The organism is Halorubrum coriense DSM 10284 (assembly GCF_000337035.1).
In the GTDB taxonomy this organism is placed as follows: Archaea; Halobacteriota; Halobacteria; order Halobacteriales; family Haloferacaceae; genus Halorubrum; species Halorubrum coriense.
Genome location: NZ_AOJL01000048.1, coordinates 13,227 through 36,572, shown reverse-complemented (window position 1 = coordinate 36,572; position 23,346 = coordinate 13,227). Strand labels below are relative to the sequence as shown.

26 protein-coding genes and 1 tRNA gene are annotated in these 23,346 nt (G+C 62.1%); 15 read left to right on the top strand and 12 right to left on the bottom strand.

Annotation, left to right across the window (positions count from 1 at the left end):
* Window positions 1-28: 28 nt before the first annotated feature.
* Both C464_RS11820 and C464_RS11815 read right to left on the bottom strand, forming a co-directional pair.
* A complete protein-coding gene (locus C464_RS11820; protein ID WP_006113936.1) occupies window positions 29-706 on the bottom strand; it encodes an MBL fold metallo-hydrolase in 678 nt (225 codons plus the stop codon).
* 54 nt (window positions 707-760) lie between these two features.
* Window positions 761-1,372, bottom strand: a complete 612-nt coding sequence (locus C464_RS11815) for a peptide-methionine (S)-S-oxide reductase MsrA (RefSeq protein ID WP_049911112.1) — start codon at window positions 1,370-1,372, stop codon at window positions 761-763.
* 172 nt (window positions 1,373-1,544) lie between these two features.
* Between C464_RS11815 and C464_RS11810 the strand changes: the two genes are divergently transcribed.
* Entirely contained in the window at window positions 1,545-2,549 is a 1,005-nt protein-coding gene (locus C464_RS11810) for a Gfo/Idh/MocA family protein (RefSeq protein WP_006113934.1), read from the top strand.
* Window positions 2,550-2,603: 54 nt separating this feature from the next.
* Here C464_RS11810 and C464_RS11805 read toward each other — a convergent pair whose 3' ends face one another.
* From C464_RS11805 to C464_RS11795, 3 genes are all read right to left on the bottom strand, one after another.
* Window positions 2,604-3,422 (bottom strand): hypothetical protein, encoded by an 819-nt coding sequence (locus C464_RS11805; RefSeq protein WP_006113933.1) that lies wholly within the window; start codon window positions 3,420-3,422, stop codon window positions 2,604-2,606.
* The gene (locus C464_RS11800) at window positions 3,415-4,761 is read right to left on the bottom strand and encodes a protein kinase domain-containing protein (RefSeq protein WP_006113932.1); all 1,347 of its coding nucleotides are present in this window, start codon (window positions 4,759-4,761) and stop codon (window positions 3,415-3,417) included. The genes C464_RS11805 and C464_RS11800 overlap by 8 nt, the downstream gene beginning before the upstream one ends.
* A gap of 392 nt (window positions 4,762-5,153) precedes the next feature.
* A complete protein-coding gene (locus C464_RS11795) occupies window positions 5,154-6,101 on the bottom strand; it encodes a tyrosine-type recombinase/integrase (protein WP_239640226.1) in 948 nt (315 codons plus the stop codon).
* A 713-nt stretch (window positions 6,102-6,814) separates the two neighbouring features.
* Here C464_RS11795 and C464_RS11790 point away from each other — a divergent pair.
* Window positions 6,815-7,078, top strand: coding sequence for a helix-turn-helix transcriptional regulator (locus C464_RS11790; protein WP_006113930.1), 264 nt, complete (start codon window positions 6,815-6,817; stop codon window positions 7,076-7,078).
* A gap of 17 nt (window positions 7,079-7,095) precedes the next feature.
* Here the strand turns inward: C464_RS11790 and C464_RS11785 are convergent, their stop codons facing one another.
* A complete protein-coding gene (locus C464_RS11785; RefSeq protein WP_006113929.1) occupies window positions 7,096-7,872 on the bottom strand; it encodes a hypothetical protein in 777 nt (258 codons plus the stop codon).
* Between the two features lie 201 nt (window positions 7,873-8,073).
* Here C464_RS11785 and C464_RS11780 point away from each other — a divergent pair, with 201 nt between their 5' ends.
* Window positions 8,074-8,502 carry a type IV pilin gene (locus C464_RS11780; RefSeq protein ID WP_006113928.1) on the top strand — a complete coding sequence of 143 codons (429 nt, stop codon included), beginning with the start codon at window positions 8,074-8,076 and terminating at the stop codon, window positions 8,500-8,502.
* A gap of 6 nt (window positions 8,503-8,508) precedes the next feature.
* On the opposite strand, the gene C464_RS17485 is transcribed toward C464_RS11780, so the two are convergent.
* Window positions 8,509-8,766, bottom strand: a complete 258-nt coding sequence (locus tag C464_RS17485) for a DUF7386 family protein (protein WP_080510433.1) — start codon at window positions 8,764-8,766, stop codon at window positions 8,509-8,511.
* Between the two features lie 239 nt (window positions 8,767-9,005).
* On the bottom strand, window positions 9,006-9,215 hold the full coding sequence (locus tag C464_RS11775) for a hypothetical protein (RefSeq protein WP_006113927.1): 210 nt from the start codon (window positions 9,213-9,215) through the stop codon (window positions 9,006-9,008).
* A 113-nt stretch (window positions 9,216-9,328) separates the two neighbouring features.
* Between C464_RS11775 and C464_RS11770 the strand changes: the two genes are divergently transcribed.
* The 12 genes from C464_RS11770 (at window position 9,329) to C464_RS11710 (ending at window position 20,210) form a co-directional block, all read left to right on the top strand.
* Entirely contained in the window at window positions 9,329-9,739 is a 411-nt protein-coding gene (locus C464_RS11770) for a hypothetical protein (protein ID WP_006113926.1), read from the top strand.
* Entirely contained in the window at window positions 9,736-9,996 is a 261-nt protein-coding gene (locus C464_RS11765) for a DUF378 domain-containing protein (RefSeq protein WP_006113925.1), read from the top strand. The genes C464_RS11770 and C464_RS11765 overlap by 4 nt, the downstream gene beginning before the upstream one ends.
* The gene (locus tag C464_RS11760; RefSeq protein WP_006113924.1) at window positions 9,993-10,520 is read left to right on the top strand and encodes a hypothetical protein; all 528 of its coding nucleotides are present in this window, start codon (window positions 9,993-9,995) and stop codon (window positions 10,518-10,520) included. Before C464_RS11765 ends, C464_RS11760 begins: the two co-directional genes overlap by 4 nt.
* Window positions 10,521-10,584: 64 nt before the next feature.
* A complete protein-coding gene (locus C464_RS18530) occupies window positions 10,585-12,120 on the top strand; it encodes a hypothetical protein (protein ID WP_152420933.1) in 1,536 nt (511 codons plus the stop codon).
* A gap of 1 nt (window position 12,121) precedes the next feature.
* The gene (locus C464_RS11750; RefSeq protein WP_049911110.1) at window positions 12,122-12,301 is read left to right on the top strand and encodes a hypothetical protein; all 180 of its coding nucleotides are present in this window, start codon (window positions 12,122-12,124) and stop codon (window positions 12,299-12,301) included.
* 2 nt (window positions 12,302-12,303) lie between these two features.
* The gene (locus C464_RS11745; RefSeq protein ID WP_006113922.1) at window positions 12,304-12,870 is read left to right on the top strand and encodes a hypothetical protein; all 567 of its coding nucleotides are present in this window, start codon (window positions 12,304-12,306) and stop codon (window positions 12,868-12,870) included.
* Window positions 12,867-13,634: a hypothetical protein gene (locus C464_RS11740; RefSeq protein WP_152420932.1), complete on the top strand. Its 768-nt coding sequence runs from the start codon at window positions 12,867-12,869 to the stop codon at window positions 13,632-13,634. The genes C464_RS11745 and C464_RS11740 overlap by 4 nt, the downstream gene beginning before the upstream one ends.
* On the top strand, window positions 13,627-14,718 hold the full coding sequence (locus tag C464_RS11735; RefSeq protein WP_006113920.1) for a P-loop NTPase family protein: 1,092 nt from the start codon (window positions 13,627-13,629) through the stop codon (window positions 14,716-14,718). The genes C464_RS11740 and C464_RS11735 overlap by 8 nt, the downstream gene beginning before the upstream one ends.
* A gap of 189 nt (window positions 14,719-14,907) precedes the next feature.
* Window positions 14,908-15,306, top strand: a complete 399-nt coding sequence (locus C464_RS11730; RefSeq protein WP_006113919.1) for a hypothetical protein — start codon at window positions 14,908-14,910, stop codon at window positions 15,304-15,306.
* Window positions 15,307-15,555: 249 nt separating this feature from the next.
* Window positions 15,556-16,335, top strand: coding sequence for a DUF4145 domain-containing protein (locus C464_RS11725; RefSeq protein WP_006113918.1), 780 nt, complete (start codon window positions 15,556-15,558; stop codon window positions 16,333-16,335).
* A gap of 225 nt (window positions 16,336-16,560) precedes the next feature.
* Window positions 16,561-18,834, top strand: a complete 2,274-nt coding sequence (locus C464_RS11715; RefSeq protein ID WP_161781678.1) for an AAA family ATPase — start codon at window positions 16,561-16,563, stop codon at window positions 18,832-18,834.
* Entirely contained in the window at window positions 18,831-20,210 is a 1,380-nt protein-coding gene (locus tag C464_RS11710) for a hypothetical protein (RefSeq protein ID WP_006113915.1), read from the top strand. The genes C464_RS11715 and C464_RS11710 overlap by 4 nt, the downstream gene beginning before the upstream one ends.
* A 438-nt stretch (window positions 20,211-20,648) precedes the next feature.
* Here the strand turns inward: C464_RS11710 and C464_RS11705 are convergent, their stop codons facing one another.
* The 4 genes from C464_RS11705 to C464_RS11690 form a co-directional block, all read right to left on the bottom strand.
* Window positions 20,649-22,265, bottom strand: coding sequence for a DUF7845 domain-containing protein (locus C464_RS11705; RefSeq protein WP_049911108.1), 1,617 nt, complete (start codon window positions 22,263-22,265; stop codon window positions 20,649-20,651).
* Between the two features lie 106 nt (window positions 22,266-22,371).
* Window positions 22,372-22,677: a hypothetical protein gene (locus C464_RS11700; RefSeq protein WP_006113913.1), complete on the bottom strand. Its 306-nt coding sequence runs from the start codon at window positions 22,675-22,677 to the stop codon at window positions 22,372-22,374.
* A gap of 112 nt (window positions 22,678-22,789) precedes the next feature.
* The gene (locus C464_RS11695; protein ID WP_080510435.1) at window positions 22,790-23,029 is read right to left on the bottom strand and encodes a DUF7563 family protein; all 240 of its coding nucleotides are present in this window, start codon (window positions 23,027-23,029) and stop codon (window positions 22,790-22,792) included.
* A gap of 175 nt (window positions 23,030-23,204) precedes the next feature.
* Window positions 23,205-23,278 (bottom strand) — tRNA-Ile (locus C464_RS11690).
* Window positions 23,279-23,346 lie beyond the last annotated feature (68 nt).

Below are 23,346 nucleotides of genomic sequence, written 5' to 3'. Positions count from 1 at the left end.
GAAAGCGTCCGCCCCCGAGGCGTCGACGCTACCGCTCGGCCGCGATTTCCTCGATACGCTCCGTCCCGGCCGCGACGCGTCCGCCGTGGAAACAGAACGTCTCCGCCACGTCGCGGTCGGCGAGGGTCGCGGCGCTCTCCCGCGCGGTGTCGAGATCCTGGGTCACCTCCGGGCGGGGGCCGACGAGTTCGCCGTCGACGACGGTGAGCGCGTCGGCGCTGACGAGCAGTTCCGCGTCGGGGAAGTACGCCGACACGTGCCCCGGACTGTGGCCGGGGGTCGGGACGACCTCCATCGGACCGGCCGCGGTCGCGAACGTCTCGCCGCCGGTCAGGCGGACGTCGACGGTCGTCGGCTCGATCGCCATCGGTCGCTCCTCGGTCGACTTGACGAGCTCCGTCTCGCCCTCCAGGTACGGGGCCTCGACCTCGTGGGCGAACACGACGGCGTCGGTCCGGTCGACTACGGTCGCCAGACAGCCGGCGTGGTCCAAGTCCTGATGCGTGACGAGGACCCCCCACGCGTCGTCGAGGGACAGCCCCTCGTCCGCGAGCGCGGCTTCGAGGACGCCGACCTCGCCGGGCAGGCAGACGTCGATCAGGAGGAGCCCCTGCGGCGTCTCGACCGCGGTCGGATTGAACATCGCCTCGCGGTCGTCCATCGAGACGCGTAACGGGAGCCCGTGTACGCCCGGCGTGAGTTCCATGATGGAAACTGGTCGCCGACCGCCTTCAAACGGGCGGGGCGACCCACGCCGAACTCACTCGGACGCCGGGAGCGCTTCGGCGATATCGGCGTCGTGTCCCGCGGCGTAGCCGTTCAGCTTGGCGGCGAGCGGCGACTCGCGCAGGTCCTCGTCGCCGTACCCGGCCGCGTCGAACGCGTCCACGAGCGACGAGGCGGAGCGCAGCTTGTACTTCTGGTGGTAGTCCTCCGCGGGGTAAAAGCGCGACAGCTGCTCGACGCGCGTGTCGATCCCGTCGGCGGTGAGCCCGCGCCCGGCGAGGAACTCGTCGATCGTCTCCCATTGGGCCGCGCTCTCGGCCAGCACGACGTTCTGATACTGCGTCTTCCGGGTCTGTCGCCGCGGATCGTGCGACGCGAACACCCGTTCGAGAACGTCTCGATACGTCGTCCGTTCGGGGTCGAAGTCCACTTGGACGACCTCCGTGTGGTCGCCGAGCGAGTGGTACGTCGGGTCGCGCTTCGTGCCCCCCGCGTACCCCGCGCGGGTGCGGACGACGCCCTCCATCGCGCCGAACTGCGCGTCCGGTCCCCAGAAGCAGCCGACGCCGAACGTCGCCGTCTCGGTCTCGTCGCGCTCGGTCGCGCGGCGGTCGTACTCGCGTACCTGCGTCTGTGTGAGTTCCATGGGTGTCACCTGTCTGTAGAGCCGCCGGAGCGCCGTTCGCGGGTCGGACCGCATCGACGGAGTCTCGGGCTCGTAGACGGATATATCACGCGCCGGATCGCGCCGTCGCCGACGAACGCGTCCCTCGGCCGGGGACCCAAACCACTTGAGGTGGGGCCGCGTCGCCGCGGATATGAGCGCTCACTCGACCGGCCCGCCCCGTCTCGAATTCGGCGTCCTCGGCACCGCGGGGATCGCCGACACGGCCGTCGTCCCGGCGATCGCCGCCAGCGACCACGCGGTCGGCGCGGTCGCGTCCCGAGACGCCGACCGCGCGGAGACGTTCGCCGCCCGTCACTCGATCCCCCGCAGCCACGGCTCCTACGAGGCGCTGCTCGACGACGACGCCCTCGACGCCGTCTACGTTCCCCTGCCCAACGGACTCCACGCCGAGTGGACGAAGCGCGCCGCGGACGCCGGGCTGGACGTACTCTGCGAGAAGCCGCTGGCCGCCGACGCCGCGGAGGCGCGGGACGTCGTCGACCACTGCGACCGCCGCGGGGTCACCCTGATGGAGGCGTTCATGTACCGGTACCACCCCCGGACGGAGCGGGCCGTGGAGCTCGCCGCGTCGGCGCTCGACGACGTCCGCACCGTGACCGCGACGTTCCGGTTCCCGCTGTACGACCGGCCGAACGACGTCCGGCTCGACCCGGAACTCGCCGGCGGGTCGCTGATGGACGTCGGGTGCTACCCCGTCTCGCTGGCCCGCGCCGTCCTCGGAGCCCCCGACCGGGCGTACGCTCACGCGAGCGACACCCGCGACGCCGGGGTCGACACCGAACTCGCGGGCGTGTTGGCGTACGACGACGGCCGGTCGGCGCGGGTCGCGTCCGGCTTCGACACGCGACACGTCGAGCGGTACCGCGTGGACGCGACAAACGGCTGGGTCGAGGTCGAGAACGCGTTCGACGCGCCGGCGGACGAGCGGCTGGAACTGGCGTACGAGATCGACGGCCGTCGCGGGGTCGAGACGTTCCCGGCGGTGGACCAGTACCGACTCCAAGTGGAGCACTTCGCCGACCGCGTCGCCGCCGACGAGACCCCCCTGACCGACGGCGCGGCGGCCGTCGAGAACGTGCGCGTCCTTGACGCGCTGGCCGAGAGCGCCGCGAGCGGCGCGCCGGTCGACCTCTGAACCGGACTCCTGTGGCCCTCGTCCGCCGGTCGCGTCACGGCGTACCGTCGGTCATCACGGCGCGCCGCCGGTCGCGTCCGCGCTCCGTTTCAGCCGGATCAGCAGGCTGATCAGGAACGACCCGACCATCACCAGGAGGACGTTGACCGCGCCGGCGACGGCCGGCCGGGGCACCGGGGCGACGGCCGCGCCCTCCGTGACGCTGACCGCGCCGACGCAGAGCAGGACGGCGATGGTGTACGTGACGGTGGCGTCGAGTACCGTCCCCCGGGTCGCCCGCCGGGCCCGGATCGCGTGGCCGAACGAGACCCCGTACACGGTGAACGCGGCGGCCGCGACCGCGATGATCACCCGCGCGACCGCCGTCGGCCCGACCCAGACGACGATCGGGAACTGGACGAGCGCGAGCAGCATGAAGGCGGTCTCCACCCGCCGCGCCGTCGACAGCGACAGCCGGTCGCCGTCGGTGGACGTCGCCGGCTGCGCGTAGTACAGCTCCCGCAGCGACAGCGCGAGGAAGACGGCGAAGAACAGCTGCGCGAGGAGCCTGAACGCCAGCACGACCGTCCCGACCGTCGGCGAGACCGTCTCGACGACCGACAGGGCGGCGAACGCGCCGCCGACGGCCGTCGACAGCGCGACGTACCGCCAGACGAGCGTGTCGTGGGGCTCCCGGCTCGCGTTCAGCAGCGCGTACCGCGTCGTCCCGAGGCACGCGACGAACACGAGCACTCCCGCCACGAACCGGGTGACTCCGCCGCCGACCGGAGCGGTCGCCGCGCCGACGACGCTCGGCACGGCGTCGCCGACGCCCGGAGCGAGACCGGCGTCCGCGAGGCGAGCGACGAGGACCGCCAGCCCCGCCTCAGGCATCGTCACCCGCCGTCACCAGTTCGCGCTTGAACGCGGCCGCGGACGCGTACCGCTCCATCTTCGCCGGTGCGAGGCACTTCGCGAGGACCGTCGACAGCCCCGACGGGAGCTCGGCGGCGACCCCCTCGGGAAGGCCGGCGGTCTGCCCCTCGCCGGCCGCGCCGCCGGTCAGTAGCTCGCACCCGATCGCGCCGAGCCCGTAGATGTCGGTCGCGGCGTCGACGCGGCCGAACCGCTCGGGGGCGACGTGCTCGGGCGCGGCGTACCGACGCGAGGGTTCGAATCGCTCCTCGCTCGGGCCGAACGTCTCTCGGAGGCCCCAGCCGCCGACCCGCGGGGACGCCCACGCGTCGGGGTCCTCAACGGCGTTCACGAACGCGACGGACGCGGGCCGGAGCCCGCCGTGGACCACGCCGGCGGCGTGCGCGTACCGGACCGCGTCCGCGATCCGCGCCAGGACCCAGCGGGCCTCCGGCGGCGGAAACGGGGTGTTCCGCTCGGCGAGCGAGTCCGGGCCGCCCCGCTCGGAGACGAGCCACGGCGTCGGCCGCGTGCCGCCGTCGACGAGGCGTGCGACGGCGTCGTGGTCGTCGATCCGACGCCAGCGGTCGAGCGCGTTCCGGTACTCTTCCTCGTCGACGGCGCCGACGCTCGCCGAGCGCCAGTGCGTCCCGGTGAACTCCCTGCCGCCCTCGGCGAACCGGACCCGCTCGCCCGAGGACCCTTCGCGCCGCCCCCTCGCCGCGTCCGGCTCGTACTCGGTCAGCGACCGGTCGAGCCGCGGCGGCTTGGCGGGCGGTTCGCTCGGCAGGTAGCCGGGCGTCTCCGCGTCTCCCGTGTCCGCTGCGTCCTCGCCGGACGAGGCCGCCTCCGAACCGGCGCGTTCCTCGCCGCCGGCCGTCGAGGGCGGCGACTCCGTCTCGTCTCCCTCGTCCGTGACGACCGAGCCGTCGGCCGCCGGACCGACGGGCCGGTACCCCGCGACGACCCGCCGAGCGACGGCCCCGTCGATCGCCCTCTCCTCGGCCGCTCCGTCGACGATGTCGGCGACCGCCTCTCGGTCGTGTTCGGCCGCGACCGCGAGCGTCCGGAGGGCGGCCGGCCGGGCGTCCGAGTCGCGGAGCGCGCGCCGGAACCGCCCCGCGCAGGCACCGACGAGCGACGGCGTCTCCGCGGCGACGAACCGGATCGCCCACGACGCGGCCCGTCGGACCTCGTCGTCGTCGTGCTCCAACGCCGCGACCAACCGAGCGGTCCGCGCGGCGTCGAACGAGCCCGGCTCCGTGAGCGCCGGTTCGAGCAGGTCGTCGGGATCCGGGCTCCGGTCGGTTCGGTCCATGATAACTCGGGCGGCGAAGCGCCGCTATCGCGTCTGCGTCGCACGACGCGAGGCCGACACATAAATCGCTCCGACTTCCGCCGACCGAGAGTTCCGTCTCCTGTGGGTTCCGAGTCGGTGACCTCGTCGACCCTGGTGTGGTTGTTAATTCGGGTGTAGTCGGGATGCGCAGTCAGGGGAAGTGATTCGAGTTCGAACGAGACACACGCTGACAATGTCTCTAGAGGAGTGAAACGACGAAATTGGGTGGCTGGGGAGTCCCAGCCCACCAATCCCGCACGGCCGAAGGCCGCGCGCGTTGTAGGTGGGCCAACACGGGTAGCGGCTGAATAGTCGGCGGTGCCCCTCGTCGGTCGGGATCGGATTTGTTTCGTCAATAGTTGCGTTCATGATCAGAAATCCTCTGGCAAGTAGTCGGTCCGGCGGTACATCCGCTCGCGCTTGCTCGCCTTGTCGTAGTGCGTTTCCATCGTCTTCTCCGTCATGTCGACCCGGTCGCCGAGGACCGCTTTCGGCGTCCCCTCATCGAGGTAGGCCGTGACCGATCCTGTCCGAATCGCGTGCGGTGACCGCGAGGACGGACACTTGCTCGCCTTTCGCGCTTCGGTCGCCTCGCACTCGTCGGGGTCGCGATCGTGGGGACACTCGACCCCGTACATACAGGGCCGGGTCACCCGGTACATGTCCTGTTTCACTGTTCCGCGAGCGACGCGGCCATGTGTCGTCGTCAAGAGCGGAGCGCGATCGTAGTCGTCGACCACATCCTTCCGCGGGCCTTCGATGAACGCGATCAACGCGTCCCGGACCGAGTCGTGAATCTGAACGTCACGCTCTGACCACTCGCCGTTTTTTAGTGGCGTCTCACTCTCGGGGCGATGGCGAACTTCGAGAACCGACTCTTCGCGGTCGAAGTCGCCCAAGTCGAGCGCCCGGAGTCCGCCTCGACGCATCGACGTACGCCACAGGAGTAGCAGCTCGACGTGTTCTCGCGAGGCGTACTGATACTGGTCCAAGTATTCGAGCGCGGCCTCTGCTTCCGCCTTCGAAAGCAGTTTGTCATTCGACTGCTCCGACTTCGGGACGGACGGGAGGATGATCTTCTCGTGAAGCCCTTCCTCAACCGCCTCAACGTTCGCACAAACACGGAGGAACTGGCGGATCGTCGAGAGTTGACCCTGTAGGGATATCGTCTTGAGCCCGTCCTCCTCGCGACGCTTGATCCGGTAGTTGTGGAGATCAAGCCCGTCGAGTTCCGACATGCTCCGGATCCCATTCTCCTCGCACCACTCGACGAACTGATCGACTCGGTACCGGTGCGATTTGAGAGTCGACGTACTCACTTCCTCGCGCCGTTGGTCGAGGTATAGATCTCGCGCAACCGAGGGCGGAATATCCTGTAGATCGTCGTCACTCACGCCGACCCCTCCTCACTGTCGAGATCTCGGTCGTAGGGACCGACTGACGTAACAAGTCGCACTCGGTCACGAGTCAACGAAGCGCCCGTCTTGCGGTCGCGGAGGGTTTGAAATACGCCGTCATAGTCGTTGCTCGCAGCGCACTTCTGACACCAGAAGTGGTGATTTGTCGGTTCCCACGAACGGTGGCCGCGGGGACACACGTACCGCCACCTGTCCTGCCGGTCTTCAATCCGCACAACTTCTTTCGGAGGCATCAGTTTCGACTGAAGAACCGGTGTTAAAAAGAGAAGATCCAGACGCGTGGAGTGAAACTGAAAGTGGTCCTGTCCGGCGGTTGTGTTGCGGTGCCTCGATCGATCGGGGACTTCAAACCCCGGCGCGTAGTGGTCGAGCATGGCTTTCGTACCTCAGATACGGAAGCCCACGCGGACCCGCTGTCTCCAGCAGCGGGGTCCGCTTTCCTTCGAGCCGGACCCATCAGAGAGCGACGGGTCCGCGATAGTGCTTCCGTTGATCCGGATGTAGAGTAGTGGCTACTTATATTTTGATACTATACAGTATTGTATATGAGCCATATGGGATTATATGGGAAAATCTCAGGTGGTGTTATCACATCGGGACCGATTCATGAGAGTATGCGCCCGCTGGTGTCGTGGATGACCAAGTCGGACCCTGTAATTTTGGAGTTGCTCCACGAGTCCAACCTAGATCTTCCCCCAGCGGTGATTTCTCACAACATCGACGGAGTCTCTCATCCGACGGTGAAGCGACGGCTCCCGATTCTCGACGAACATGGACTCGTCGAAAAGACCTCCGAGAAGCGGGGGTACTACCGGATCACGGAACGCGGTCGCGCCTATCTCGCTGGCGAACTCGATACTAGCGACCTCCAAGAATAGTGAGACAAGTGTCGTCGCTACTCGACACCGAGCTCCCGAGCAGCAGCCGCCGAAATAGTGATCCCGGTATCCGCCGTGGTAACGCGTTCATCTAGTACGTCGTTCAGTACCTCCCGGAGCTCCGCGATGAACGAACTCGGTCGTTCGACTTGTACCTGTGTGGTCGACTTATCAGCGTATTTCAGCCCGCGGTGTCGAACGTAGATCCGTGCGAATGACCGACGAACCTGTTGAGGAACGTCCCACACGACCGCTGGAAGGTGATCGAGCGATGTTTTCACTCCCGTTGGTGCGCCCATTGCGACGAGACAACGGCCAAGAACCGTCCCGTCGCACGTGGGAACGATCTCGGTCGCCCGGTTGGGCGTGTCCGCGTTACGGGTGCGCGTTTCTACGCCGACGCGCTCGAAGGCTTTCCGGACCTCCGCAGCGCTCACTCGCTTCCCGGGCGTCACCGCAGGGGTGTAAGTCTTGGCCGCGATGCTCCCCCCGGCGAGGACGTGCGCGAGCAGGTCAACGAGCTCGGCAGCCGTCTCGCTCTCGGGATCCGGGTCGAGCCAGCCACGGTCGATCGCAGCATTAATTCCCCGAACCGGATCGGGCACAGCGTCTTTGAGCCAGCCGCGGACGCGTGCGGAGGGAAGGTCAAGCGCTCGTCCAACACGGACCCGGCCGGCGTTTGGGTGTTCAGCGGCGTACTCGCGGACGCGACGATAGTCGAGAACCTTCTCCCACGGGTCCGGATACACGCGATCGCTGTAAGTCCGAGAGAGGGAGGGCGCCGTGGGTTCCATAATTACGATAGATACGTCAGTTAACGTGAACCTACTTGTCCAATTTTCTCCGCTGATACTCATGCCAGTAAGTACATAAGGAAGACCTACCTCTCTGCGAGTAACCAGCAACCGATCTGAACGGGGCAAAGATTTCTCTGGCGTCGACAACGGCGCCCGAATCTCGGCGTCTCGTTCGTCGGTGGCCGCTGGGTTCAAACTATGAAACCAAGCAACCAATCCAACGCGGACGACAGGGCAGTAAGTCCCGTCATCGGCGTCATACTCATGGTCGCAATCACCGTCATCCTGGCGGCCGTTATCGGGACTTTCGTCCTCGGACTCGGCGACCAGTTAGGAGATACAGCGCCGCAGGCGAGTTTCGATATCGAAAGCTCAAACGATACAACGGTGAATATCACAAAGACTGGTGGTCAGGCAATTCCGATCGACGATCTCGTCTTATCCGTTGACGGAGAACGGCGTACTGGAGTTAGCACAGATCTTTCTTCCGAAAATTGGGAAACCGGGGTAACGGTACAGTTTGACAATTCCAGTTCGTTCAATGGCGGCTCAGATTCGACGGTCCAGCTCATTCACGATCCGAGTGGCAACGTGATCTTTGAGGGGACTACCGACCTCGTAGACTGACCACAGCTATCTCCAACGACTTTCTATTCTTGTTCTGTACCGCAATCCGAGTACATCTGTATTGAACCGCTGAATTGCCGCCGGATCTAATTCCTCGCGAGCCTCGCGGATGTTCTCTTTTGACTGAATCAGATGTGCGAGGGCGGCGTCGATCACGACACTCATCGGCGGGTCGTCGTCGGGACCGCTCGCTACGATCTTACTCGCCTTTTCGAGCTGGCGTTCGCGTTCATCGGTTAGCTTGAGGCTGGTTCGACGGCTCATTTATACCACATCGTATGTACGGGGGTCACGATCCCGTCGTTCTGGAGTGACCGAACTGGTCCGTATTGAAGTGGCACCCACGGATCGACCACGATTACCACGGCGGTCACCCGCAACCCAACCAATTTCTATGTACCTCGCGCGCCGGTCACGCCGAGCGAGGTACATAGATCGCAGATCGTGAATACATCCACGTCGGACCCTGTGGACTCGCGTCGAGAACCCCCTTCCCGAAGGTTTCACGCTCGCCCCACGAGTTCTAGCAGCGTCGGTACTTCGCCGTCCTCGGGGAAGCGCACTAGGTACGCGCGCTCACCGACTCGTTGCGTGTGAGCGTCGGCCTCTTTGATCGAACCGTCTTCGGCGACTAATCCGTCGAGTTCGAGGTGCTGTTTGTCGATCGTTACGGTTCCGCTGCCATCGCGGTCGACGAGACTTTTGAAGCCCATCGACTCTCGCGGGCACGGTGGTGTACTTAAAGATACCTCCAAGTGACACGTGACGGGCACAGACCGTACTGAATGCGGGAGTATATGTGGATCACCGTGGCCCGGCTGCTCGCATGGCGAAAATGGAATTCGACGCCGTCGACGCGTCCCTCGTGGTTACGGGCCTCGCTTCGGCGTTCATGCTCGTCGGTATCGCAACGTTCCAACTGTTCGACGTGGATTTCTCCGCCGTTCAGTTCACGATCGGTGGAATCGGCCTCTCGACCGCGTGGATTCTCGGATACGGCTCGATCGTCGGGACCATCCTGACGAACGACAACACCGAGTTTCAGTCGCTCTCTGACGATATCCAAGGCCTTCAGGGGTGGTATATGGCTGCGGCGGTGGGGACGCTCGTGCTCCCAGTTGCGTTCATCGCGCTTCCGGACACAGTCGGCAGCTTCTTTCAGTCCTCCGACCTGTGGGGGCTCCTCTACGTGATCGCAGTTACGGCCGGGCAGTTCGCTCTGGGGTGGATGCTATGAGTTCCATCTGGGACGGAGAGGACACGATCGCGGGAGTCATTTGGATCCTCACGTCGATCGGCTCGATCAACTGGGGCCTACTGGAGTTCTTCGACTACAACGCCGTCGACGAGCTCGCCGCCGCGCTCTCTTCGCCGACCGCGGCGACTGTCGTTTACGCTGCTGTCGCAGTCGCCGGCGTGGTCACGCTCGCCGACCACATGGGCGTCTACGACGTGACGGATGTCATCGACTCCGTTCGTGGGGATGATTCATGAACCGCAACACAAGCAACATCGGGACTCTCGTGCTCGTTCTGGTGATGTTCGTCTCTGCGGCCGGAGTGGCGTTCTCCGGCGGTGCGGCGGCACAGTCTGATACGGGAGTCCTCGTCGATGATTCGTTTACACCGACCAATTCGACCGAATCAGCGTATGTTGATCTGACCGGGGTAGCGGATATGAACGGGTCCGGTCCGGTGTCGGTAGATGTGGCGTATGAAGGGCTCGCAGAGGGAGAAACGGCCGGTAATGGGACCGTTCTCGCTCAAGAGACGCTATCCGTGACCGCGGGCAACATTTCTAGTTCGACGTTCACGGTGTCGGATTCGGATCGGGATTACGACTCAATCCGGGTTGATGTCTCGACCGCCGGGGACTCGTCGCTTATCGCTTCGACGGACTGGGGGACGCTCGAACGTACCTCCGGCGGCGGCGGGATTCTCTCCGGTAGCGTCGGTGGGGTTCCCGTCCTCGGGATGTTAGTCATCGTGGGTGCTTACTTCATTCTGGGGCGTGATTAGAATGGATCGAGATAACGCCTCGACCGCAACACAAGCAGATTCCGGGTTGACTCGCCGAGGGGTAATGCGAAAGACGGCGGTGGGTATCGGAGCGACCGCGGCCATGGGAAGTGGGGCGTCTAAGATGGGCGTCTCTCCGGTTGGCTCAGCGTTTGCCATCGCTCCGGCGTTGATCGTTGGTGGTGGATTCGCCGCGGGATACGCGATTGACTATATCGTTAGAAACGATATTACGCCTTTCACCGGGAGTTCTAATGAGGAATATACGGGTTTGGCGGCAGATTCCTTCCTTTCACAACTCCGGACCAATGCTCTAAGCCTCAAACAGGCAGACACAGCGGTTCTGGGGAATATGTCTAACCTTCTGAGTGCATCCAGTAACCACGTAATCGCTAACGCGAAGAAGGCAGCAATTGACGAGTTGAATACGTCCGACGGAACCGCAACGACAGCAAAAACCGCTGCTAAGGACGAAGTTAGTAAGTTCTTCAAAACGCAACAGGTGAATCTGATTGCTCACGTCGAAGCACAGGCTTCCAAATTGGTCAATTGGAATGACGCGGCCAGTTCTAAGGAGGGAGTAGCCATCTCGGATGTGTTCAGTATCAATTATCAAGCCGTGGACCCGGCAACGTACGGCGTAGCGAATGTATCCATCACGACGATGACCGAGACGCTCGTAGATGGTTCCTCAAAGGAGATCTCGGCAGCAGAAATCGAGCCCACTAGTGATGGTGTACATCAAAAGACTGGATTCACGAACGGTACAAACGAGTCTATTTACGTTAAAGACATAGGAACAGGCCCCGGACAAGACTTCTTTGATATAAGACAATATCAGTCAATTTGGAGCCAAATCGTTACACTTCATGATGACATCGCGTCAGAGATGGGGACGTGGGTAGATGGTGTCGCGTCAAAGTATCAATCTGGGGAGATTGCTACTAGCGACCTTATCTCCCCTAATGACCTTCTCGGTGACTCACAGACGCAAGACGGATTCAGTTTCGCCGGAGCGTCCTTAGCGAGTCTGGGTCTGAAAACCTCCGAATTCGCCCTAGAGGTAGAGCTACTGGAAACGGGCGTGACTGTGGAGGGAGCGATATATCATAATGATGATTCGCTCAACTCCCTACAGAGAGATGTTCAGTATGACCCTGCGTCCGATATCAACGGGACGGTGTATCTCGCCTACAACGTCACAGATACAGACGCAGATCTAGGTGGAGACACCAACACCACGAACACCACCGGAACGACCGGGAACGTCACAGAAGGAGGTGGCGCGCTCGTGGAGCTGAAAGAACCGTTCATAATCCGGTCTATCACCGACGGGGAAGGGAACTCCTACAATGCGGCCAACTACGAGAGCAAAAACCAGCAGACATACAGCACCGAGATAGCCGATATTCAGAAAGAATTAGAGCAGGTAAGCGAACTCCGACAAGAACTAGAAAAACAGAGAGACGCGGCTGCACTAGACGACGGAGGGGGAGGCGGCGGGTTCCTCAACGGTGAATCGCCCGACATAGGAGTTATTGCCGCTGTCGTCGGGGGGGCCGGAGTTTTGTACGCGCTCTTTTCACAGGAGGGAACCTGACATGATCAACCCGTTCGCACCGTATCTGTCGATTCTCGGTTTCGCGATCGAGCCGATCCTGAAGCTCGGGTTCGCAGTCGTCGTCATTGGGATCGGCATGGTCGCACTCGGTTACGACCCGGTCGGACTCGCGATCAACTGGTTCGAATCGATGGTTCGGTCGTTCGTTCCGGGGGTCTGACCATGCGCCGTATCCTGATTTTTTGTGTTGCGGTGAGCCTCGCAGCTTGTGTTGCGGTAGGTGGCGTCGCCGCGCAGGACGACGAGCCCGGACTCGAAACAAACACCTCCGTGAACGTCGGCGAGCCCGAGACGTACGCACAGGAAATCGACGCGGAGACGCGGCTCGTCGAGTGGAGTTACGACCGCGACCGCGAAGGTTTCAGGCTGCTCTTCGAGACGGACGACTCCACGCGGATCACCCTCACCGAGGCGGTTCAGTTCGGTGAGGGCTCGGGGTCCGGTCGAATCTACCAGCACCGTCTCCCGGAGGGACAGACCGAGGTATTCGTCTCGGTGCCACTCCGGGCCGGACAGGCGGCCGTCACCATGACGACGCCCGGCAGCATCGCGAACAATCGGTTCGCGTACGTCTCGACGGGGCAGACAACGCCCGATCGGCCGCCAATCAGTTACGAACGAGCACAGATCCTCATCCTCCTGTCGGGTGTTGGCGGGGCGGGGCTCACCTACCGTGTGGTCCGACAGCGTCGCGAGGATGAAGAGAAGTCGGTTGAGAGGGTCCTATGAATCCGGTCGAGGCGGCCCGCAACCGACCGATTCTCGCCGGTGGGCTTGTGTTGCTGCTCATCGCCGGTGCCGAGAGTGGGCGATATCCCTACCCGTGGGAGATCGACGGAGCTGGTGTCGTTGCGACCGCCGCGGTTGCGATCGCGATCGGTGGGTATGTCGCCGGCGGCTACGTGGTCGACCTGCTCCCCGAAGAGGAAGGAATCTATCTCGTCGCGTTCGAGGCGAACGACGACACCGGCGGTGCCGTCTACGAGCTTAGCGAGGACCAGTTCGCGGACATGGTTGTCCACGCCGGGAGCCTCTTCGAGTGGCCCGTCGCAAAGCGCGTCTACGAGTGCCGCGAGTACCGGCCCGAGGAGAACGTCGCCGTCGCCAACTGGCGGGAGTCCGTCGCCGGGTCGGAGCTCGCTGGCAACGTCCAAGTTGTCGACGCGCTCGAAGCGGTCGCCGAACTCCGCGAGGAGTTCGAGCCAGACGCACGGGAAGCGCGACGCCTCAAGCGGCGGCTCCGGTCGATCGCCCGGACGCTCGACAAGCGTCGGCTCAAGGATCAAGAGGCGATCCTCGATCCGACGCTCACGCCGTCGTTCGACGGTGAAGAGGCGACCGTCTCGGCGATTCTCGACGAGGAACTACCAGACGATCTGAAACCACAGAGCATGAAAGGAGACGATATCGACACGGAGCGGAACGGACACGGAGACACGATCGGCTTCGAGCTGCTCGACGAGACCGAGGCGCTGGAGGTGGACGATGGGTGATAAGACCGGCGCGTACGCGGCCGCCGAACTCGCGAGCGCGCTCCGCGGCGAGGATCCTGGGGAACACGTCCGCGGATACGCCGGGCTCGTCGACGACCGCCGGACGCTCGCAGTCCTCAACTACTACGACGGGCTGCTCGACGAGCCGATCGAGGAGACGCGGATCGGCCGGCTCATCATATCGAACGCCGCGACCGAGACGATCGACGAGGCGGTCCGACACGGCTCGGTCTCGCAGATGAAGTCCGCGACCGGGCTTACCGGGCAGGAACGCGAGGGCGGCGACCTCTACCGCGATGCTGCCGACGAGCTCTCGCACGAGGGTGCGATCGGGCTCGTGTTCGGGGCCCCCGGCTCGGGCAAGACCGCGACCACGCTCGACGTGGCGATGGCGTGGCGGATTCGAACCGGCGGCGCACTCATCGGAAACACGTCGTGGGACGGCTTCGACCGCGTCGTGCGCTCCGACCGCGAGATGCTCGAAGCGATGGCGGAGCTCGAGGGGCCGGTGCTGGCGGTCCTCGACGAGATTGCACAGGAACTCTCCGGGTTCGGCTCGGGGAACAAGGCGGCCGAGCAGTTCTCGGACTCGCTGCTCTTCATCCGCAAGAAGGAGTCCAAACACGGGCCGCACCCGAAGCGTGGGAGTGTGCTGCTCGTCGGGCACACGCGGACGAAAACGGCGAAGTCGATCCGCCGGGTCGCGTCGCTCGCGATCGAGAAGCCCTCGCGGTCGGACCCCGGTCGCGCTCGTCTCTTGGAGAGCGAGGGAGGCAAGGACGACTGGGAAGAGGGGAGCGACTACAAGGGTCTGACCGACACGGCCGCGAACTACCCGGAACATGAGCCGAGCGAGTTCGCGATCAAACTCGTCGACGAGGACGACGAGAGCGAGAGCGTCGACGCCGACTCGGTCCGACGCGAGGAAGCGGTGAGCAAAGCGATCCGCGCGGTGGAGAACCACGGCATGACGTACGCCGACGCGGGCGACCTCGTCGGCTACTCCGCGGCGTGGGTCTCCGACCGCATGGCTGAATACAGGGACGGCGACCACGGCGAGGTAGTGAACGATGCCGTCGCGTGAATCGATAGACGCGGCGGGGATTCGTTCGTTCATTCAGCCGCCCGCCCCGGCGCATACCTCTGTTTATACGCGTGCGATCTGGGCGGGGTGTCCGAATCCGCGGGGGGCTGCGCGACCGGAATTCGGTCAAGATTCGTTCGTCGACGGCGGTCGGCGCCGCGACCAACCGCAACCCAAACAAGGATCGTCGTGAGCTACGACCCGGCGATCGTCGGTCGGTACGGGAAGCTCGTCGAGCTGTGGGCGACGGACCGCTACCCGCTCACGCTCGACTATCCGGTGGTGGACGGGCTCAAGTTCGACGCGAGCGACGAGAACGGCCGGCCGTGGGACGTGAAGGGGTCGATGGTGAACGGCGTCCGACCGACGTTCAAGTTCTGGGAGGACCAGCACGAGACGCTCGCGGACGCTGACGGTGGGTACGCGTTCGTATGGTACCGAGCAAAAGGCAGAGAGATAGCTGTCGTGTCGTCGCGGACGGTTCGGGCTCGGGATTTAGAGATCACGAACTGGACGAATCCCGGTGAGACGCACTATCGGAGTCACTCGCGGGAGGCGCAAATCAACGCAAGGAGACTTCAAATATAATTTTCTATACTCTATCGAGATTCTCCGATAGCGACGGGCACCGGTTGCTGAATATAGGGAATTAGCTCTATTGAAATCCTTAGGATTTGATAGGTTGGTGTGCGAGATACAGAGGATGTAGTCCGCAGGTGGCTATTGTTTATTCTAGGTACTGAGTTGTGGAACGGCCAGTAAGCAGGTGTGCGAATTTACGAGAAGAAGCCAAATTGGAGCAGTTGTTATTACACTCGCTTTCTCAAACTCGTAATAATGAGCATCGACGAAGACGAGCTGAGGGAGCGATTACAAGAAGGGATTGAGACCAACAATAAGAGATTTCTTATCAACGCGTTAGTATATTGCTATCACCATTCGGAGGACGATCTTCAGGATGCTGAGCGTCAGTTCGACGTTGGCCGAGGAGAAGTGATAGTTGCCTCAGGTTCCTTCAGCGAGATATTCGAACAAATGCGGTATGAACTGCGGACAAAAGGACTTGAGTTCGCGTTAGTCTGGGTCGTCGGCAATATGTTCCAGTATTTTGGCACCGACAAACGACATCAAATAATTACTATGGTCGAGATTTGCGAGATGGACCGTCTAGTTAGCAACAATCAGTTTATACAGGCGAATATTCATCTATGCTCGTATCTCGGCCAGTATCTGAAGGAGCAGAATGACGAGCAGGACTCTAATTTGTATTATCGGATTCAAACTGCGCGCGATGAGGAGGTATTCTCTGAGCAACAAGAGCGACTTGCTCAATTCCTCAGAGACGTGCGGAATGACGCGGCCCACAACTTTTGGCTGGAAACTGAATGGAGCTTCGTGATTCACGAATTCGCTGGAATTGTAGCCATCACGCTACTTGACGATGTACTCCGTGATTTAGGAATCACTTCATGGCCGGTTGAACCAAATCTTAGCTGGGGTAACGTGTTCCGAGTCATCGAAGATGAATTTGGATTTGAGTGGGATGAGGATGAGCGGGAGTGGTCTGATATCCCTCGGGAAAAGTATCAACGTGAGTATAGCTGGAGTTACAGCTGAACCTGAATTTTGTCCCTTTCATTGAACTCCCTGACTATATTGACCGATTGCTATTCGACCTAAACTGGCCTTGGTTCGTACCACATTCGCGCCCTGTATTCAGCACGGCTCCGGAAACCTACCATCGATTAGTGGATTTCAACTAGACCGCCTGACTCAAGTCTCCTAGATCTAGCGGCTGTGTAATGCGAATGTACAAGTGGTCGCTCTCGTTGAATGACAGTAATGGCGATTTTCTTTACTCGCGGACGGAAGGCTCCCTACCAACAACACGTCGGTTTTAGTCTCTCAAACTATCTCAGCGCACCAGCTCGTGCTGAACTCCAAGCACGCATCGAAGACTACCGCAACCAAGATTTCGCTACAAGTACGGCCGATAACCTTTGTGAACTTCTCAACAGCAATACCGTGACGGTCTGGGGAGCCAAAGAAAAGCACAAAGATCACTTTGAGCAGATGGCTCCTGGCGATCTTGCCGTCTTCATCGACACCAGTAACGGAGAACTGGACCATTGTATGCAGGTTGACCTGACGTTGGGGAGCGAGGTCCCGCGGCAACTCCGCAAAGACCTGTCACAACATATCTGGCGTGACGATTCCTTCGAGTACATTTGGCTCTCAAAAACACCGATTGAGCGATTAGGCTACCCGACGACCGAGTTTGAATCATTTATTCAAGAAGCAGACGAGAACTTTGCGTTCCCCACGAGTTGGTTCTCGATGGGAGATGACTTTGAGCAACTCTCTGTAGAGACAATGGCCGAACTAGGTGGCCAAGCGGCAGTCCACGAAGAGATCTCGAAAAACGGTGTGCGGACGCTTTCACCCGACCCCGGATCTGGACTGCTACTCGACAGTGACCATATCCTCGACCAGGGTCACTGGGCGATTGCTGCGAAGTACACCGATGTCACTGGCATCACCGCAGACACAGCTTCTTTCGAACGGTACAAGGAAGGCCAAGACCCACGCATCGGCTACTTCCGACTTGCCCGCGGATCAGAATATTCGGACCTATTGAAGAATGCCGAGAACGATGCCCGGGTCCTCATCCATGACAACGGGACAGTGGTCAAGCAGGGTCGCCTCGCCAACATCGAGGGAAAGGTAATCGAGGGAACCACGTACGATTTAGCGACAATCTTCGATATTCGAGAGACGCCGAAAGTCGACATTGCGGCCTTTACCAACTCTAGTAATCTGAGTGATTTCCTCGAGGAGCCGTTCGACAAGAGAGATGCACCGATTTCAAATCTCCCAACAGATCAGTACGAACAGTATCAAGCTGCGGCATACGGACGTGATACCGCTACACGCGTGGATGGCGTCGCAAGCGATGAACACCTACAAAAGCGCGTATATCGCGAAGCAACTGCCCATCTTGTCGCCGGTCGTAACGTCGTTTTCTACGGGCCCCCAGGCACAGGCAAAACTCGCGCAGCGAGCAAACTGACCGACGCACTGGATATTGGACAGGACACGGCCACCGCGAACGCCGAGTGGTCGAACTACGATGTGGTGGGTGGGTATGAACCGGCAGGTCCTGACACACCGGAACAAGAGTGGACCGCTAAAGCGGGAGTCCTTTCCAGTGCCGCCCAACAGTGTGTTGAAGGACTCACCCTGAGCGGTGACCCGCATTGGTTGCTTGTTGACGAACTCAACCGAGCGAATCTGGATCAAGCGTTCGGCGACGTGTTCACGCTTCTCGATCTCGACTACCGCACGAGCCAGCGCCTGAAATTTGGGACTGACGAGGTGACCCTCCCGCTATCGTTCCGGTTGCTCGCAACGATGAACACATCCGACCGGGCGAAGCTGTTTTCGCTGGGGTATGCGTTTCGGCGTCGGTTCGCGTTTGTTCAAGTCCCACCATTGTATACAAGTGGTGGCGACCCAGACCAATCTGACCCAACAACGAGCCCCCGAAAAATTCCCAATCACGACGAAATTCACGAGATCGTCACTGGAGCCGTCGTCGATGATCTCACTCGCCAACGGCTACTCGTCGATACCTGGGACAGTCATCGTATGCCTACCCGTGATGCCGCGACGATCGATCCGGCGTTCGCGATGGAGTCCGTCGTCAGCAACGCACTGGACAACGTACTAGCGATCGACTACGGGTGGGACGACGCTGATCCGCTCGACGTCGTTCTCGCCATCACCTATCAGCTCAGTGGTGCCGAGTACGATATCGTCGACATCGGACAGGCCCTCGCCATCGATATTATTCGTTATCTTACCGCAGCACAACTACTCAGTGACGGGGACATCACCCGGCAGACTGTTGATCGAGCGCTGATCGCGTATCTGCTCCCGCAGATTGACGTGTTTATGTCCGAACTCCGGAAAGCAGAAACTCTCTCGACGACCGCCGACGGCGAGAGCACACCCGCAGGTCGATACAGCGACTTCACTACGTGGATCGGGTCACTGGGCCTGCCAGAATTCCACGCAGAACTGGAGGAAGCTGCGGACTCCTACAGCGTACTATGAGCCAAGTCACCTTCGAGACGTACGGTGCCCATACACGCAGTGGGCCAAACCACAGCATCGCGGACGATAACTGGGCCCAACTCCAGTCGTATCTCACGAACGTGCGCGACACGGTAGATGCTGTTCGACGTAGTCAGGGCATCGAGGAAGATCCACCGACCATTCGCCGGGACAACCGGTTTATGCCACATGGCTGGGTAGGGAGCTACCCCGGGGGCGTCGACGTGGTGCCTGACAAAGTCAGCGAGGAGACGTACAATCGGTTTTTAACCGAGTCACGCGGATTCATCGAATCAATCGGCTTGAACACCGCTGAAGCTGTCTTGCCGTTTGCGCCCGATGTACTTGAAGATGCCCGGGCGTTATATCTTCGCTATTCTGAGAGCTGTCTCGAACTTACGGAGCCGCTGCTGGCGGCCAGACTGCCCATTACTGTAGAGCCCGAGACCTATGTGGGGCATGAACTCCGTGGAACGCCGGATTTCGCAACGACCGTTGTAAAGCGATCTCAGGGCCGCCGCGTCACCGCAAGTACGTCGGTACACTTCTCGATTGAAACGTTGGGTACCAGGTTGCTGTACCAGTTCAACTACGTACTTCGTGAACGACTCCGAGATCTGCGCGACACGTTCGATATTGACACCCCACAAGTCCGTCAACGGATCGCCTATCACGATGGTGTTTGCCGAGAGCGACTCCCAGCGCAACTGACTCGACAACCAGCGACGGAGTTGTTCCTTGATGCCGACGAAATCGCAACACTCCAAGATGAGGCTACGGACCAAATCGCCGACTTGGCGAACCTCTGGGCGGCCTACAAGCAACGGCTGAGTACGGAACTTGATCCGTCTAAGCGATATGACGCCGCCATCAAGCCCGCAAGTAAGGTGTTTGAGCTGTGGTGTCTCGTTCAAATCCTCAACGCGCTCCGTGGCCGATTTGGCCAAGAAACTAGGCCGGATGCTGGTACTACGTTCCCGAAGCGGTTCATTTTTGATGACCGCATCACGCTACACTACGACCGGAGCAAAACGAGCGACAGTCGCTATATCAAGCCGTTACTAAGGCCTGCCCCAAATCGTCGCGCGGGTGCCCCTGACTTTATGATTGAGATAGACGGCGACATTCGGTGGATCGCTGACGCGAAGTTCCAGAATGCGACTGACATCGATCTCGGCGGTGCACAGCGATTCCTCTCATACGTCACGGATTACTTACCGGATACAGGCGGCGCAAGTACACTGTTCTGTATCGGTAGTACAACAACCGATGGAAAAATCGCCGGGACATCTTTCACAAAGATCGGTGCGCTAGACACAAGCACTGAAGCTGACCACCAGCCGTTTCGTACCGTTGTCGAAGAAGTGTTGTCCTGATACAAACGGATCTTCGGCTCGTCTGCGCTTCACCCAGGGGTGAACTACGTCGACTACGATAGATGACAACCGTCTCTTGCGAGACTGGGCATCTCACTGAGAAATGTGTGACTGGCGCTCTCTATTCAGCAGAACGCTGGGAGCATATTACCGGTTGAGGATTTCAACAAAGCCAAAGCTTTCGAGCGTCGCGAGGCGCCGCGCGGCCAATCTCGTGAAAACAGAGGTGGTACCTTAGCTGTGTGGCCTTAGCCACACCCCTAACCGCCAACCGACCCCCCGGTGTCGGTTCGGCGTCGGCGAGCAGCTCGTCGAGACCGGATCCGCGCTTGTGTTGCGGTCGAGATCGTCGCGGACCGCCGGTCGAGAGGGTTGATCGTGGCGAGAACGGCCGCAAAAAGAGCTTCTGGATAGTGTTGCCACTCAAAATGGGCCGCGCTATCTGAGCGTCTGACCCTTCCCCCAGGCGCTCCGCACCGGCCGGATCTTCGGTCCCGACTCGTCGCGGTAGTGCGACACCGCCTCTTTCAGCCGCTCGGGATCGCGACCCGCACCGACCCAGAACCGCTTGAGCCGCGTCACCAGTTCCGACCAGGACTCGTCCGCGAGATTCCCCATCCTGACCCGGAGGTTCGCCTCGCGCTGGTCGATGTGGATCCCGTTCGCTTGGCAGAACGCGATCAGTTCGTCCGTGCGCTCGTCGAGCGACTCCCGCTCGGCGTTTTGAACCGCGTTCGCCGCAGCCCCCATTGCGTTCCGCACGCCCTCACGCGCCGCGTCGAGCGCCTCAACGACCTGCTCCGCGACGTAGTGCGACCGCAACGCCACCGAACCCTGCTCGCGAACGACCATGTCCTCGATCCGCCGGAGTCCCCGGCGTACGCTGTCCGGATGCCAGTCGTGGTCCTCGGCGATCTCCGCCGGTGACACGTCGCCGCCGTCCGCAACGAGCGTCTTCAGCGAGTCCCACTCGACCGGCGAGAGTCCGTCCGCGAGCTGGCGCACGACCACATTCCGCTGATCACTCTCGACGCGTTCGAGGTTCAGCGGCAGGACTCGGGAGCGGTCGACCGTCTCCGCCTCGAAGTACGCGTCCTCGACGAACGTGCGACCGCCGCCCGGTCCGTCGTCGTCGAGCGGCTGCGTGGGGAGTCCCGCCTCGTTTAGCGTCGCGAGAATCGCTTCCTCGAGCTCGTCGGCGATCTCGTCGTGGTCGACCGGCCGGAGCGTCTCGTCCCACCGACTCGATTGATACGACGCCTCGATCTTCGGATGCGCGAGCGGATGCTTGTCCGGCAGCGACTCGGCGTTTCGGGCGTAGTAGTGCTTGAACTCCTTCGGGATCCGGTGGTCGGGGAAGCACTCACGGACGCGCTTCGGCCCGAGCGTCACCGTGTGGTAGTACCCGGCCCGCTCGGTGTCGTCCTGAACGATCTTCCGATATCCGGACCGGTCGCTTTCGAGCAGGTGGCCCATCCGCGCGAGGGGTCCCTCGCGGCCGTGAATCGGCCCGGACACGTCCCGGTCAACGCGGACGTACCGCGCCGCGTCGATCACGACGCTGTACTCGTCGTTGCGGTTCTCGAAGTACGTCGAGTCGAGCGTCACCGCACCCGCCGCGCGCCGGATGATCGACTCCACCGCGCCGAACTCGACGTTCGACGCGTTCACGCGAACGTTCACGGCGTCGCCGAGATCCCACATCGGCCGCGCGACCGACTTACCCTCGGTAGATTCCAGCCCGCGCCACCGCGGCTGGATGAGCGCCTTCACCTTCCGCTCGCCGACCTCGTCGTCGGCGACCGCGTTCAGCCGGAACTCTCGGAGCGTGTCGAAGTCAACGCGCGTCCCGTCCGGCGTCTCGCCGCCGTCCGGCGGGGCGAGCCCCGACTCCTGGTAAGAGAGAGTCACTCGCCACTTCTCGCCGTCGAGCGTGAAGCTCCCGCGCCGGCTCCCGGTAGCGTCGACGAGCCGCGCGGCGCCGAACCACGCCCCGAGCCCGGAGTACACGTAGTTCGCCATGTACTCGTGCGGGGCCGTCTCGACGGCCTTCATCGCGAACACTCCGTGCGGTTGAGGTAGCAACCGGCGCACTCGGTCCGGCCGTTGATACGGACACGAACTGACGGGCGCTCACGGCCGCACGTCTCACAGGACCGCGTCACGCGAACACCACCACCAGATTCACCGCGGCGACCGCGGCGCCGATCGTCGCGATCCCGAGCCCGACCCACTCGGGCGCCTCCAGGGCGTCGGCCGCGACCGGCCACATACCGCAACACAAGCCGACGACCGCGAGCATCGCGACCGCCGCGGGCAGCTCGCCCATCGTAAGCAACTCGCGGATGATCGGGTTCGCCTCAGCGCTCGGCCCGACCGCTCGGGCCGCGAGGATCGTCGTCGACGCGTCGAGAACACCGTGCGACGTGAAGATCGCGGCGACCTCGCCGCTCCGGTCGGAACTCACGCCGATCGCCCCCGTTCGGCGTCACGCTCCCAGCGAAGCCGGGCGGCGTCACGGACGTGCGAACGCGGCCCCTCTGCCGGATCGTACAACCGGCTCGCGCGGACGAACGGGCTCATCCCGACAGCCCCCCGTCCCACGGTTCGCCCGCGTTGCGGGCGGGGCTCGTCTGCGGGTCCGGTGTGTCGACATCCTTCCCGGCCGCGCTTCCCTCACAGATACGCACCCACGAGTCGCACTCGGGACAGCGGTGCGCGCGGTCGTCCTCGTCGCCGTGGACGCGACGGAAGTCCACCGGCACGTGGGCGTCGCAGCGAAGGCAGTCGCTCCGGCTACTGTGAGATCGGAGCAACATCATGCCGACACCACCTCGGATAACGCAGATCGGGAGACGGAGGTGACTACCGGCTTAATTTTAGCCCGGACAAGACACGCTAACGGTATCTCTAGAGGGGTAAAGGAACGAAATTGGGTGGCTGGGGAGTCCCAGCCCACCAATTTACTCGGGCGAAGCCCGAGTTCAATTAAGGTGGGCCAACACGGATTTGAACCGTGGACCTCCCGGTTATCAGCCGAGCGCTCAACCTGACTGAGCTATTGGCCCAGGTGAGCGCATTCAGTCGTTGCGCGGGTAGGATTTTAAGGGTTTCCTTTCGCGAGCCGCCCGCCGTG

Excerpts from the sequence above, each read along its gene's own strand:
- C464_RS11790 (WP_006113930.1), top strand. The coding sequence starts at position 6,815 with ATGCGCCCGCTGGTGTCGTGGATGACCAAGTCGGACCCTGTAATTTTG.
- C464_RS11780 (WP_006113928.1), top strand. The coding sequence starts at position 8,074 with ATGAAACCAAGCAACCAATCCAACGCGGACGACAGGGCAGTAAGTCCC.
- C464_RS11775 (WP_006113927.1), bottom strand. The coding sequence starts at position 9,215 with ATGGGCTTCAAAAGTCTCGTCGACCGCGATGGCAGCGGAACCGTAACG.
- C464_RS11815 (WP_049911112.1), bottom strand. The coding sequence starts at position 1,372 with ATGGAACTCACACAGACGCAGGTACGCGAGTACGACCGCCGCGCGACC.
- C464_RS11800 (WP_006113932.1), bottom strand. The coding sequence starts at position 4,761 with ATGGACCGAACCGACCGGAGCCCGGATCCCGACGACCTGCTCGAACCG.
- C464_RS11695 (WP_080510435.1), bottom strand. The coding sequence starts at position 23,029 with ATGTTGCTCCGATCTCACAGTAGCCGGAGCGACTGCCTTCGCTGCGAC.
- C464_RS11710 (WP_006113915.1), top strand. The coding sequence starts at position 18,831 with ATGAGCCAAGTCACCTTCGAGACGTACGGTGCCCATACACGCAGTGGG.
- C464_RS11715 (WP_161781678.1), top strand. The coding sequence starts at position 16,561 with ATGGCGATTTTCTTTACTCGCGGACGGAAGGCTCCCTACCAACAACAC.
- C464_RS11740 (WP_152420932.1), top strand. The coding sequence starts at position 12,867 with ATGAATCCGGTCGAGGCGGCCCGCAACCGACCGATTCTCGCCGGTGGG.
- C464_RS11810 (WP_006113934.1), top strand. The coding sequence starts at position 1,545 with ATGAGCGCTCACTCGACCGGCCCGCCCCGTCTCGAATTCGGCGTCCTC.
- C464_RS11705 (WP_049911108.1), bottom strand. The coding sequence starts at position 22,265 with ATGAAGGCCGTCGAGACGGCCCCGCACGAGTACATGGCGAACTACGTG.
- C464_RS11725 (WP_006113918.1), top strand. The coding sequence starts at position 15,556 with ATGAGCATCGACGAAGACGAGCTGAGGGAGCGATTACAAGAAGGGATT.
- C464_RS18530 (WP_152420933.1), top strand. The coding sequence starts at position 10,585 with ATGCGAAAGACGGCGGTGGGTATCGGAGCGACCGCGGCCATGGGAAGT.
- C464_RS11750 (WP_049911110.1), top strand. The coding sequence starts at position 12,122 with ATGATCAACCCGTTCGCACCGTATCTGTCGATTCTCGGTTTCGCGATC.
- C464_RS11785 (WP_006113929.1), bottom strand. The coding sequence starts at position 7,872 with ATGGAACCCACGGCGCCCTCCCTCTCTCGGACTTACAGCGATCGCGTG.
- C464_RS17485 (WP_080510433.1), bottom strand. The coding sequence starts at position 8,766 with ATGAGCCGTCGAACCAGCCTCAAGCTAACCGATGAACGCGAACGCCAG.
- C464_RS11735 (WP_006113920.1), top strand. The coding sequence starts at position 13,627 with ATGGGTGATAAGACCGGCGCGTACGCGGCCGCCGAACTCGCGAGCGCG.
- C464_RS11760 (WP_006113924.1), top strand. The coding sequence starts at position 9,993 with ATGAACCGCAACACAAGCAACATCGGGACTCTCGTGCTCGTTCTGGTG.
- C464_RS11765 (WP_006113925.1), top strand. The coding sequence starts at position 9,736 with ATGAGTTCCATCTGGGACGGAGAGGACACGATCGCGGGAGTCATTTGG.
- C464_RS11805 (WP_006113933.1), bottom strand. The coding sequence starts at position 3,422 with ATGCCTGAGGCGGGGCTGGCGGTCCTCGTCGCTCGCCTCGCGGACGCC.
- C464_RS11820 (WP_006113936.1), bottom strand. The coding sequence starts at position 706 with ATGGAACTCACGCCGGGCGTACACGGGCTCCCGTTACGCGTCTCGATG.
- C464_RS11745 (WP_006113922.1), top strand. The coding sequence starts at position 12,304 with ATGCGCCGTATCCTGATTTTTTGTGTTGCGGTGAGCCTCGCAGCTTGT.
- C464_RS11770 (WP_006113926.1), top strand. The coding sequence starts at position 9,329 with ATGGCGAAAATGGAATTCGACGCCGTCGACGCGTCCCTCGTGGTTACG.